Consider the following 12,717-nt stretch of genomic DNA (forward strand, 5'->3'; position numbering starts at 1 on the left):
CTGAAAACGATAGATGAACGGCAATCATTGTAGTCATGAACAGAACTTTGAATGATTAAATCGCACCTTCCTTAACACTTTTTCTCTATTATTTTTCTCATCTGACCAGCGTGCATCTGTATTTTTTTCTGCCACTGCCGATAACCAGTCAGAGTGATGATTGCAGCAGCGTATACGTATGAGACGCGAGAGCGCAACGTGGCTGGTGCCCTGATGCATCACTGCTATCACCCAGACAGGTTTATACCAATTAATAATAACTCAGAGGTCACGATGGATAACTTTCAGAAAGAAATCGATGAAAGGGCGAATCTTACATTATCAAATAAGTTCGAACTTTTGTTATTCCGTCTGGGAACCGCCAATCAGGAAGAGAAATCCGAACTGTTCGGACTGAACGTATTTAAGCTGCGCGAAATTGTCCCGATGACGCCAATTACCCGTGCGGCCGGGATGCATTCGCCACTGCTGGGCATGACCAATATTCGTGGTCAGCTGATCCCGGTTATCGATCTGCCTGCGGTCGTGGGTTGCACGCCAACCACCGGTCTTAATCTGCTGCTGGTAACGGAATACGCGCGTAATACTCAGGCGTTTGCCGTCGAGTCGGTAGACAATATCGTGCGTCTGAACTGGAGCCAGGTGCATCCGGCAGATGCCAGCGTCAGCAGCCGCAACGTGACCAGTATCGCGGTGCTGGATGATGAAGAGCAGGGCAACGGTAACCAGATGGCGCTGGTGCTGGATGTGGAGCAGATCCTGCACGACATTATTCCGTCAGTACGTGATGTGCCGGTTGATGGCGTGAAAGAGAAGACCTTCAACTTCCGCCCGGGCGCGATTGCGATTGTCGCGGAAGACTCCAAAGTGGCGCGTAATATGCTGGAGCAGGGCCTGAAAGTGATGGGTATTCCGGCCACGCTGCATAACACCGGCCTCGAAGCCTGGGAACGCATTAAGCAGATTACGCAGGAAGCGGCGGCACTGGGACAACCGATTCAGGATCGTATTTCACTGGTGCTGACCGACCTCGAAATGCCGGAAATGGATGGTTTTACTCTGACGCGTAATATCAAGACCGACCCGGTACTGCGTAATATTCCGGTGGTGATCCACTCCTCGCTGTCTGGCAGCGCCAACGAAGATCATGTGCGCAAAGTCGGCGCGGATGGCTATGTGGCGAAGTTTGAAATTAACGAGCTGTCAGCAGTATTGAAGAAAGTGCTGGATGCCGCGGCGGACTAACACCCGATGACCTCCGGGGCGGCATCATGCCCGCCCCGGTGATTAGAATTCGCTTACCAGCCACATATCGGCTTCTTCAAACATCTCTTCGATAATCCGCGCCATAATCGCTTTATCGCTTTTGCTGGCATCGGTTTCAATGGCATTACGCTGCATCGGTTTCACTTTCACTTCGGCATCAGGAAAGGCGCGATGAATACGCATTTCCAGCTCTTCGTGAATCATCTCATTGGCATTCGCCAGCCCGGCAACATTGCGCTTATCGTAAATCAGTTCGACGAACATGTGGTTGGCCTCTCAGGTCCTGAAGGGGTAAATTTTCCTGCGGCCATAATACTGGATAACTGTACAGTATCAAGTGGTAAGGGGGAGGAGGGGAAAAAAATTTACCTCTGGAGGTGGAAATCCAGCAACACTTCCAGAGGCCGTGTACAAACACGATTCGTTAAACAAGGATATGCAGAGACGTCTGTCGCCTGCACAGTAAACTTATACAATATTTTCGTTTTTGTACAACTTTAATCGCAAGAAATTCGACAGCTGTCGAATAATTGCTCGCTCAGGGTATTACAGTTCGTTTTTAATGCAGAACTCTTCCCAGCTCATACCCAGCGCTTCGGCGTGAGAACGCAGATACTTTTCAATCGCTTGTGCGGCGACCTCTTTATCGGGTTCAGCCAGCTGGATAGAGAACAGCATCGCATCCTGTTTTTTCGCCCGCAGGAAGGCGGCATAGATGCGATCGGCCTGAATCTCTTTTAATTTCTCCAGTGTTACGCCCATTGCGGTGGCATCCTGGGTGCTGATGCTGTCCAGCGCGGTCTGAAAATCAGGGTGCGCCTGGAAAAACATGCTGCGGGCGAGGGCGTAGTACTCTTCTGGGGTTTTCATTGCTGTAATCCTTGTGATTCCATTTTTACCGGAAAAATTATACCGTAACTGCGAACGTAATGAGGTCAGGGAATTAACATGAAGAAGTGGATGGTAGTCGGCGCGCTGGCGCTGGGCGGTTGTGCACAAATCACCAGCTATGATCAGGCGGTAAAAACCCCGGCATCGGCAGAGCTGCAGGGCTACTGGCAAACGCTGACGCCGCAAAGCGCACTGATTAACGACCAGGCTGTCGCCAGTCTGATCATTACCCCGCAGGGCGATACACTGGATTGCCGCCAGTGGCAGCGCGTGATTGCCAAACCAGGTAAGTTATCACGCCTGGATGGCGAGGATATCAATATCACCCGCGAGCTACGTGTGATGCCGCTGGTGCGTGAAGGCAAGGTGCTGCATTACGACGGTCTCGAACTGCAACAGGTGAATCATCCTACCACCGAATGTCAGCAGGCGATGACCGCGCTGCAGTCACAGCCGAATACCGCTGTGCTGCAAAATATTGAACCGGAACTGCTGAAGAGCAAACCTGTACAACCGTAATCTGCCGTAGCCGCAGGTATGGGCAGCCCGGCGGCACTTCCTGCCTGGCTTCCCTCTGCTGCCATACGGACTTCCGGCGTGTTCGCCGGAAGAGACGATTACTGTTTTACCCAGACGCTGATACTGCCGCCGTTGCAGCGAAACAGGCCGTTCCCCGCGTCGTCGCAGGTGACGGTTTCGTCACGGTGCCCCAGCAAGTCATACCATGCCGTGCCGGCATCATGCTCACCCAGTGCGACATTTTTCTCGCCTTCTTCACCATTCGACAGGATCACCACACAGCCCGGCAGTTCTTCTGTGCCACTGCGGCTAAAGGCGATGCAACTGGCATGGTCAAAGTAATCGGTCTGCACGCCATGAGCATACTGCTGACGGGCTCGCACCAGCGCTTCCAGTTCGGCAATTGGCGCAATTTCTATCTCATGCTGGTCGCCATCGCCGCCTTCATCCTGATAACGGGCACCGAACAGATCGGGATAGAACACGCAGGGCACGCCCTGTTCGCGTAGCAGGATCAACCCATACGCCAGCGGCCTGAACCACTGCGCGACTGGCGCTTCCAGCGCCTGTAATGGCTGGGTGTCGTGATTATCGACCAGCGTGACCGCGTGAAAGGCATCAGCGGCCACCAGCGTGTCGTTAAAAATCTGCGTGAGATCGTAATCGGCTCCCTGTTCGGAGGCATGGTGGAAATTCAGTTGCAGCGGCGCGTCGAACAGCATGGTTTTTCCCCCGACCTGGTGAATATAGTGCTGCAGTTTGTCCAGTTCATAGGACCAGTATTCCGCCACCATAAACAGCGGCTGGTCTGCCACTTCCTGCACATGGTCGATCCACTCTTTATAGAACCAGGCAGGGATATGTTTCACTGCATCAAGGCGAAAGCCGGTACAGCCGGTTTCCTGCAGTACCCAGCGCGCCCAGTATTTCAGCTCTTCCGTCACCGCATGGTTGCGAAAATCGATATTGGCGCCCATCAGATAATCGAAATTGCCCAGTTCGTCATCAACCTGATCATTCCAGCCGTCACCGGTGTAATCGTTGACGATCTTAAACACGCCGTTCTCATCCGGGTTCTCAATATGGTCGACGCCACTGAAGCATTTGTGATCCCAGATAAACTGCGAATACTGCCCCGCACGCTGCGGAAAGGTAAAGCGTGTCCAGATATCGGCGTCAATCGCCTCATCGTCGATCTCTTCGCGGTTAACCGGGTTAACACGGTTCACCTGCACCCGCTCTTTCTCATCGGCACCCATTTTATGGTTAAACACCACATCGAGGATCACACCAAGCTGGTGCGATTTTAAAGCGGCAATGGCGTCCAGCAGCTGCTGCTTGTCACCATATTTGGTGGCGCGACTGCCTTTGGCATCAAATTCACCGAGATCGAACAGGTCATAGCTGTCGTAGCCAACGGAATAGCCGCCGGATTCGCCTTTATAAGCGGGCGGCAGCCACAGCGCGGTAAAGCCGGTTTCTGCCAGCCAGGGCGCTCTGTCGGCCGCTTCCGGCCACAACTTACTGCCTTGCGGGTAGTACCAGTGAAAAAACTGCAACAGCGTGGGATTGCGCATCGTTTTGCTCCATTTCCACTGCGGGGACAATGAAGTATGGTGCAGCGCCGCTAAAAAGAAAGCCGGGTGTTATGCGCTGCACAACACCCGGCGATAGATCGGGAGCAGGGGAATTAATTGTGGTCGTGATGCATTAACACGTTGCCGGATAATTTGCCGTAGGTGTGCAGCACGTTTTTCTGCTGTGTCGAACCGGCGATTAAGCGGCTCAACTCTTCCTGCCGCTCCTGCAGCAGTCTTTTCACTTCGGCTTCGTTGTCAATCAGATGACGCAATACCGGGCGGATCTGCTGGAGTGCGCGTTCGGACAACGGGTTGTGCTGCGTCGCGGCAGCCAGTTTTTCAACGGCGCTGACATAGTCAACTTCTACCGCAATCAGCGCATCCCACTCACCTTCATTGGCCAGACGAAGCATATTCTGGCTGAGGTGCAGCAGTTGCTGATAAGTTTCAAACACGTAGGGCGTATGGTTCATTATGAAACGTCCTGAACAGGGAACGGAAGGGTTAACGCCTCTTTCCAGGCATCGGCAATACCACGAAGCAGTTCTTCAACTTCTTCGATGGCGGAAACATCATTACGCAGATTGGCGTGGGTGAGACGACGCACCATGTAATCGTATAAAGTGATCAAATTGTCAGCGAGGTCATCTCCCGCCTCATTAATCAGTCCCTGTTGCAGACCATTCTTGATGATATTGATGGCCTTGGCGAGGGCATTTCCTTTGCCCTCAATCTGGCCATCCTGCATAAACAGACGGGCGCGCACCAGTGAGCTGAGCGCACCGTCAAACAACATTGTCAGCAGCTGTTCCTGACTGGCGCTCATGACGCCACTTTCAAGGCTTACCTGTTGGTAAAGCTGCGCCCCCGAATTTTTATACATAATTCAACCTTTTAAATGCTTAACTTGAAGATGAGTCAGTAGAGAACTGTTGCGTCAGATAACTTGACGTGTTGTTCAGCGAGTTAATCAACGTACTCAAATTAGTAAACTGGGTTTTATACCGAGCCATGGTCGCTTCAATGGTCGCTTCCATTTTCTCGTAACGGTCAGCCAGATCATCAATCGTCGACTGCACACCATCTTTGGCATTCTGAATGATGCCCTCTTTACCGGCAGTGGTACTGAGCATATCAGTCAGTTTGCTGCTCATGGTGGTGGCCAGACCGGTGGTTTCACCGTCACCAATAAAGAACTCGCTGACAGCCTGTGGGTTCGTCGTCAGAGCTGTTTTCAGCTTGTCTTCATCAAGACTCAGGGTTCCTACCGCACCAGCACTGGTCTTCGTCGTGTTGGTGGTGATGCCGAGTTGCGACAGAATAGAGTAGGTACCACTACCCTGTACGGAAGACAACATGCTGGCCAGGCGGGTTTGCACGGTACGTACCGTGTTATCACCCAGCAGTGCACCGTTACTGCTCGATTGATCGTCACCCGCGTCCACCGCAGTGTATGCCGTCACATTGGCAATCGTGGTCTGCAGTGAGTTATAGGCGGTGACAAACGCTTTGACTGCGGCCAGCGTGGTGTCTGTTGACGCGCCTACTGTCAGGGTTTCACCGCTGGTGCTGCTGCTTGCGGCTTTCAGATTCAGGGTAACACCGGTCAGCGCGTCGCTGACGGTGTTACTACTGCGCTCCATTGACACGCCATTAATGCTGAATTTGGCGTTTTGTGAGGCGGTCTGCACCGTGAAGTTTTGCGTGTCGGTAGACGTTGAGTCATAGCCAATCAGGCCCTGCAGCGTGTCATCGCCCGTTACGGTCAGCGTCATATCACCGTCAGTACCGGTGGTTTTTGAGGTGAGTAACAGGTGTGATTCACCGCTGCTGGCGGTAATGATTGACGCGCTAACATTGGCTCCACTGGCGTTAATGGCGCTGGCAATGCCGCTCAGCGTCGTCTGGCTATCTTTCAGGGTAATAGTGATCGGATCACCGCTACCCTGACTGATGCTAAGCGTACGCGTGCCGTCAGTGGTGGTGCCACCTAACTTGGTCGTGGTGCTGCTGAACGTGCCTGACAGCAGTGACTGTGCTTTCGCGATCTGTTCAACAGTCACGTTGAAATCGCCGGTACTGGCAGTCGCGTCAGTAGTGGCGGTAAACGCGGTGTTGGTACTGGTTACCGCGGTAGCGGTAAAAGTCGCCGTTTTGGTCAGCGCGGTCATCGCGGTTTGCAGAGATGACATTGCGCTTGCCAGCGAACTGTACGCAGTCAGTTTTGCTGTATAGCTGGTTTGCTGCTCGGTGATTGCCGTCAGCTTGGTATTTTCTGCTGTTTCTAACGAGGTATAAAGAGTGTCCAGATCGAGGGTGGTCCCTACACCAAGGCTACTAATGCTACCAGAGCTTGTACTCGCCATAATCAATCCTCAGGTTAAACAGATGTACAAGAGCCATATCGGCCTGGATTGAGAAAAGTTTAGAGAAGCTGGACAAAAATGATGGCTGGAATAGGGCGCCTGTTTGCAGGTAATTAACGCGATAGCGGGAAAGGGGAAGTCGCAGGAGTAACAACGATTATGCGTCTGGCTTGTGCGTTTTCTTTCCTTAATTTATTATCAATCTGCGAGCGTTGCCAGCAGTGGTTAGTGGCATGAGTAATTATTTTCAAATAAAAATCCTTTTAATTCATTTGGTTATCAATTTCTGTCTTTTTTTTCTAAAGTTCAGAAATGCTCATCCGATAACTTGGTTGACGGTGAGAGACGCCGTGAGCGCTAAGGCTCATAACTAAACCCAAACTGAATTAAAGGATATTATCATGGCCGTTATCAATACTAACATTATGTCCCTGACCACTCAGAATAACCTGAATAAATCTCAGTCATCTCTGAGCACCGCCATCGAGCGTCTGTCTTCTGGTCTGCGTATCAACAGCGCGAAAGATGACGCTGCTGGTCAGGCAATTGCTAACCGTATGACCTCTCAGACTAACGGTCTGACTCAGGCTGCACGTAACGCTAACGATGGTATCTCCATCGCTCAGACTACTGAAGGCGCACTGAACGAAATCAACACCAACTTACAGCGTATTCGTGAGCTGGCTGTTCAGGCAAACAACGGTACTAACTCCGGTGATGACCTGGTGTCAATCAACAACGAAATCGTTGACCGTATCAAAGAAATCAACCGTGTTTCTTCACAGACCAGCTTCAACGGCATCAAAGTTCTGTCTACTGCACAGACTCTGAACATCCAGGTTGGTGCGCAGGATAGCGAAACTATAGGTATCTCTCTGAAGAAAATCGATTCTACCACTCTGTTCTCTACTGCTGGCCTGACTGGCATCACTGAGGGCTCAACTGGTGCATCTGCTATCGGTATCCTGGCAACTTACACCGCTGCTACCGGTACTACTGCTACCGTTGCTACCGTTGACACTGGTCTGCTGGCTGAAATCGACAAAGCTATCTCCAGCGTTGACTCCCTGCGTAGTAGCCTGGGTGCGAGCCAGAACCGTTTCGAATCAACGGTTAACAACCTGAACAGCACCGTAACCAACATCACTGCTGCTAAGAGCCGTATCGAAGATGCTGATTACGCGACCGAAGTATCTGAAATGAGCCGTGCGCAGATTCTGCAACAGGCGGGTACTTCAGTACTGTCTAAAGCGAACCAGGTTCCACAGAACGTACTGTCTCTGCTGCAGTAAGTCTGAACCAGCAATCCGCTTAAATAGCATCAAAAATAACGGGTATTTTACCCGTTATTTTTTTTTGTGCATTTTATACTGGCTTCCTGGGGTGCGGACTGACAGATGGCATAATCTGTTGCTCTGCCGGAACATATAACGGTAAATTTCTCCTATGAAAAAATCAGCCTCAAGACCAGTAATTAATAACAAGAATGGCGCTGGCAGCGAGTTTAATGCCAAAATCAAACGTGCTGCTGATTTAATGACGCAGAATCCGGCAGATGCATTAGTTCTGTTGAATGAGTTACTTCAACGTGATGCGCAGAATCCCTTATTATGGGTACTCTCTGGACGGGCACATGAAAGGCAGGGGGCTTTTTTTGAGGCGGAACAGAGTCTGAATAAGGCACTGGAACTTTACCCCTCCTATAATGAAGCGTTATACGCCAAAGCGAATATTTTCTATAACAGCGACCGCATGGCGGAAGCTGAAATCTTTTTACAGGATGCGATCAAAAAACTGAATCATGAGGAATCGCGCCCGCTGCGTTCATTGTTAGCGACTGTATTGCAGAAACAAAAAAAATATGAGCTGGCTGTCGTTGCATTCGAGGAGATGACCCGGGAAGAACCGCAAAACTGGTTGTACTGGAACAACCTGGGGATGATCTATCAGGATTTGGCCGAATTCGAAAAAATGAATCAGGCTTATGCCGAAAGCAGCCGATTATCAAAAAATAACCCCACACCATTTTATAACCACATTGTTGGTTCACACTATGACCCGCTGAAAAGTGCGGAAGAGATTCTGGCCCTGTGTAAAAGCTGGCAGGACATCTTCAAACCGGGACATAGCGTCAAACGTGCCGTTGCGAAAAATAAAGCGAAAAACAAAAAATTGCGTATCGGTATGATCTCTGATGGTCTGCGTTCGCACCCGGTCGGCAATATGATTACGCTGGGTCTTTCGCATATCCCGGCCTCGCAGATGGAGTTTTACGCTTACAGTACTAACTTTAGTGAAGATCATATTACCCATCGCATTCAGCGTATTTGTACGAAATGGCAGGTTGTTGCTGGTCAGAAAGATGATGTGCTGGACAAAATGATCCGTGATGATGAGATCGATATTCTGTTCGACCTTTGCGGTTATAACGCTAATAGCCGAATGCCTGCACTACAGGCCGCTCCTGCACCGATTATTATTAAATGGGTGGGCGGCCTGATCAGTAGTACTGGTTTGAAAACCATGGATTATCTGCTCAGTGATCATGTTGAAACACCGGAAGGTGCGGATGCACTGTACACAGAAAAGCTGATTCGCCTGCCTGGCGATTATATTTGTTATGATCCGCCTTATTATCTGCCAGCATTGAGTGAACCGCCGTTTAAGAAAAAGGGCTATATCACCTTTGGCTGCTTTAACAATGCTTCGAAGATCAACGATTTGCTGCTTGAACAGTGGGCGGCATTATTAAATAACGTGCCATCGTCACGTTTACTGCTGAAAAGTTTTAACTTTAAAAACGAATCTCTGCGTGAAAAAGTACTCACGACTATGGAAAATCATGGTATTGAGCGCGAGCGTGTGATTCTTGAAGGGGCTTCGCCGCATAAAGAACTGCTGGCGACCTACAACGATATCGATATTGCCCTTGATCCCTGGCCTTACTCCGGTGGTTTAACCACTTGTGAAGCGATGGCGATGGGGGTGCCGGTGGTAACCTTGCCGGGTCCAACGTTTGCTGGCCGACATTCAGCGTCGCATCTGGTGCATGGCGGTATGCCAGAGCTGGTCGCGGGCAGCTGGCAGCAATACATCGATATTGCGACCGGTATGGCGAATGATACCGACAGCCTGGTGATTATCCGCCAGCACCTGCGCGATGTTCTGCTCCAGTCACCCGTTTGCGATGGTCAGCGCTTTGCCCAGCACTTCTCTGACGCCATGCGTGCAGTCTGGCAGCGTTATTGTGACGGAAAAGCCCCAGAAGCGCTTCATATGACTGAGGGTGCGCAGCCTTACTTTGCCGATGATGGTGTACCGGTTGTACTGGAACATCCGACAGAAACGGCCAGTGTTGTGCCTGTACGTCAGGATGATGCTTTTGAATTCAGGCTGAACGGCAAAGTGATGATGATGGACTACGGCGGCGTGTTTGCCCGTGGTAAAGATTTCATTGACCTTTCTTCCACCAACGCGATTCACAGTGTGATTATGGATACGCTGGGCGAGGTTGAAGAGAGCCATCTGCCGCTGGACCGCAAGTCGATTCAACATATTCAAATGCATCTGCTGGGCAATGGTGACGATACGCCGGTGTATATGTGCCTTGATTCACGTTACAGCAGTGATTTGAAAGCGCTGAAAGCGGAAGATGCCGCGGGTGACTGGGCAGGGCAGCGCGTGCTCACTGAGATCACCGCAGCTTCGTCGAAACTGGATAACATTCACGGTCTGGATCGGCTTGAATGGTTTGTGCTCGATAACCGCTTTAACCTGCGTACCGTGTTCCAGCATGCGACACGTGTGCTGAACAGTTGCCTGTTACTGGCGGTCAATTATCGCTTTGTAGCCACCCATCAGGGGCAGATGCGTTTCGATGAGATCGGTGAAACGCTGGCGCAGTATGGCTTTACTTTCCATGCCTTTAGCAACATTAGCTACGCAGCACCGCTCGTGATTGACGGTCATGAGCCGTTGCCGTCATCAAAAATGGTCTCTGCACAATTGTTGTTTGTGCCGGATGCTAAGCGTCTTGCGGAACTGAGCGGTGAACAGCGTGAGAAGCTGGCATTTATTCTGTATGCCGGTTACAAAATGCGTGATGCAGCCGCACAGGTATTGCTGAGCGGCTCAACAGAACGGGCGCAGGCGTTTCTGAATAATGTCAGTGATGCAACACAGGCGGCCCCTGCAAGCCAGCCAGAGAAGAAAGTGGTTAACATTATCCCGGAAGTGCCACGCATGTCTCCGGCGGAAACCGAGCTGTTTGAGCGTTACGTGAAACAGTCGACTCGTTACTTCGAATTTGGCAGCGGTGGCTCAACCAAACTGGCAACCCGTAACGGCATCGAAGTGTATGGTGTCGAAAGCGATAAATTCTGGGTGGATACGCTGCATAAAGAAGCCGGTCCGTTGTGCAAAGTCGATTACGTCGACATTGGGCCGACCAAAGAATGGGGCTATCCGGTGGATGACAGCCATAAAGAGAAATTCTCGCTGTACAGTGAAGCGATTCTCAGCCACGAGCAGGGCTTCGATTTTGTTCTGGTTGACGGGCGCTTCCGCGTGGCCTGTACCCTGAATGCGATTAAGCATGCGCTGGATACCCAGCAGGATCTCTCTGCCACGACGATCTTTATCCACGACTTCTGGAACCGCCGCGACTATCACTCCGTGCTGGAATTCCTCGATACCGTGGAAAAAGCAGAAAGTGCCGGTGTGTTTAAAATTAAAAGCGGCATTGATCGCGCGTATATGGATCGCATGCTGGAAAGATTTAAACAGGTTGCTTCCTGATTTTCTTCATCTTTTCTCCCCACGCCTGGCGTGGGGAGTCATCTCCGCCAGTATGACCTCCTTTCGCGGTTAAATTCTCGTTCAGAAAGCAAACAGACTGTTACAGTTCCCCGCCATTCTGCCGATAACTTCCAACAGCAGCTTGTCTGTTTTTTGATTAACTTTTCCCGCTTCTGGAGTGTGCTATGCGCTTCAATTATGACTTGTTACCTGGGGATGTTCTGTCGTTTGATGACATCAGCGAGCGCTATAGCCAGAAATATCCCGATGATAAATTACTGACTACACGTGGACTGCTCAGCCCGTCCACAACCAGCAAAAGCCTGACAATCCGCGCCGTCTTCGCCAGCAAGGATTGTCATATACCACTGGAAGACCTGCTGTTTATTAGTGGTGATAACGAGCGGAAAAATTATCTGTCGCGTTTTGAACACTATTTACACAGCCAGGAGAGCTTCCTCTATTTCCGCCGTGCCCAGGAGCCTGCTCCGTGGAACAGCTGGAAAGTGATGGGGGAGAGCAAGGTGCTGGCGATGCTGGACCCGGCATCGATCATGGCGCAGTCCCTGCTGCAACAGCGTGGCTATACGCTGACGCTGCTGCGCAGTGATGATGAGGATGAGTACTGGCAGTTGTATGACCGCCAGTCGAAACCCTGCTTCGAATACTCGCGCCAGCTGCAGTTTATCGTGGTGCTGACCTCGGCGTTACTGCCGGCGGCGACCGGTGTGATGCCGGGAACCCAGGTTGGGCGACGCGTTAAATCGCGGCTGTGGCAGCGTGCCAGCCACCTGGAATTTAACCAGGCGGTGCGTGCGCGCTATGGCGCCTGTATCATCACCGGCACGCTGCTGACCGATGAGCAGGCGTGGCCATGGGTGGAAGCCTGCCATATCGATACCCAGGAGAATGAGCTGGGGTTTCTGCTTGATAACAGCACCGATAATGGGCTGTTTTTACGCAGCGACTTACAGCGCCTGTTCGCCAGCCAGCGGTTGTCGATTGATCCAAAAGCGGGGACGGTGCATTTTCGCCAGACGCTGCTGGAGGATCATACGTTACTGCCGTTTTACCGTGAACTGGAAGGCAAAGTCTGTGCCCTGTGGTCGCTGGTGCCGGACAGCACCCGCGAGCGTCTCAGTCGCAAACTTTGATCGTCGATCCCGCAGCCGATCTTTTCCGGTTGCGGGATCTGCGAATGCCACAAAAACGAAATAACCCGCCTTTTTTGCCGCTATTCCACCAATCAAACTGCCCTACAGAAACAGATAATCATGCCGATAACTTAATTAACGCAG

The 12,717-nt window shown here is 51.3% G+C and carries 11 protein-coding genes; 5 read left to right on the forward strand and 6 right to left on the reverse strand.

Translation table 11 applies throughout. The features are described 5' to 3' along the window. Positions 1-273: 273 nt before the first annotated feature. Positions 274-1,245, forward strand: coding sequence for a chemotaxis protein (locus ACSZO1_RS09965; protein ID WP_437612042.1), 972 nt, complete (start codon positions 274-276; stop codon positions 1,243-1,245). A 42-nt stretch (positions 1,246-1,287) separates the two neighbouring features. Here ACSZO1_RS09965 and ACSZO1_RS09970 read toward each other — a convergent pair whose 3' ends face one another. Then, positions 1,288-1,530 (reverse strand): DinI-like family protein, encoded by a 243-nt coding sequence (locus ACSZO1_RS09970; protein WP_437612044.1) that lies wholly within the window; start codon positions 1,528-1,530, stop codon positions 1,288-1,290. A 282-nt stretch (positions 1,531-1,812) separates the two neighbouring features. Then, positions 1,813-2,136: a DUF6388 family protein gene (locus tag ACSZO1_RS09975; RefSeq protein WP_437612045.1), complete on the reverse strand. Its 324-nt coding sequence runs from the start codon at positions 2,134-2,136 to the stop codon at positions 1,813-1,815. Between the two features lie 78 nt (positions 2,137-2,214). Between ACSZO1_RS09975 and yedD the strand changes: the two genes are divergently transcribed. Further along, positions 2,215-2,676, forward strand: coding sequence for a lipoprotein YedD (gene yedD, locus ACSZO1_RS09980; RefSeq protein WP_437612047.1), 462 nt, complete (start codon positions 2,215-2,217; stop codon positions 2,674-2,676). A gap of 98 nt (positions 2,677-2,774) precedes the next feature. Here the strand turns inward: yedD and amyA are convergent, their stop codons facing one another. The 4 genes from amyA to fliD all read right to left on the reverse strand — a co-directional run bounded on the left by amyA (position 2,775) and on the right by fliD (position 6,622). Continuing rightward, positions 2,775-4,253 (reverse strand): alpha-amylase, encoded by a 1,479-nt coding sequence (amyA, locus tag ACSZO1_RS09985; RefSeq protein WP_437612049.1) that lies wholly within the window; start codon positions 4,251-4,253, stop codon positions 2,775-2,777. A gap of 113 nt (positions 4,254-4,366) precedes the next feature. Beyond that, positions 4,367-4,729 (reverse strand): flagella biosynthesis regulatory protein FliT, encoded by a 363-nt coding sequence (fliT, locus tag ACSZO1_RS09990; protein WP_437612051.1) that lies wholly within the window; start codon positions 4,727-4,729, stop codon positions 4,367-4,369. Next, positions 4,729-5,139, reverse strand: a complete 411-nt coding sequence (fliS, locus tag ACSZO1_RS09995) for a flagellar export chaperone FliS (protein ID WP_437612053.1) — start codon at positions 5,137-5,139, stop codon at positions 4,729-4,731. Before fliS ends, fliT begins: the two co-directional genes overlap by 1 nt. A 19-nt stretch (positions 5,140-5,158) precedes the next feature. Continuing rightward, positions 5,159-6,622 carry a flagellar filament capping protein FliD gene (gene fliD / locus ACSZO1_RS10000; RefSeq protein WP_437612055.1) on the reverse strand — a complete coding sequence of 488 codons (1,464 nt, stop codon included), beginning with the start codon at positions 6,620-6,622 and terminating at the stop codon, positions 5,159-5,161. Between the two features lie 401 nt (positions 6,623-7,023). Here fliD and ACSZO1_RS10005 point away from each other — a divergent pair, with 401 nt between their 5' ends. The 3 genes from ACSZO1_RS10005 to ACSZO1_RS10015 all read left to right on the forward strand — a co-directional run bounded on the left by ACSZO1_RS10005 (position 7,024) and on the right by ACSZO1_RS10015 (position 12,573). After that, complete coding sequence (locus ACSZO1_RS10005; RefSeq protein WP_437612057.1) at positions 7,024-7,914, forward strand: flagellin; 891 nt, start codon at positions 7,024-7,026, stop codon at positions 7,912-7,914. A 244-nt stretch (positions 7,915-8,158) separates the two neighbouring features. Next, a complete protein-coding gene (locus ACSZO1_RS10010) occupies positions 8,159-11,419 on the forward strand; it encodes an O-linked N-acetylglucosamine transferase family protein (protein WP_437612089.1) in 3,261 nt (1,086 codons plus the stop codon). A gap of 185 nt (positions 11,420-11,604) precedes the next feature. After that, positions 11,605-12,573 (forward strand): HNH endonuclease signature motif containing protein, encoded by a 969-nt coding sequence (locus ACSZO1_RS10015; protein WP_437612059.1) that lies wholly within the window; start codon positions 11,605-11,607, stop codon positions 12,571-12,573. Positions 12,574-12,717: the final 144 nt, after the last annotated feature.

Origin of the sequence: Erwinia sp. V71, assembly GCF_965644245.1 — a bacterium.
Classification (GTDB): domain Bacteria; phylum Pseudomonadota; class Gammaproteobacteria; order Enterobacterales; family Enterobacteriaceae; genus Erwinia.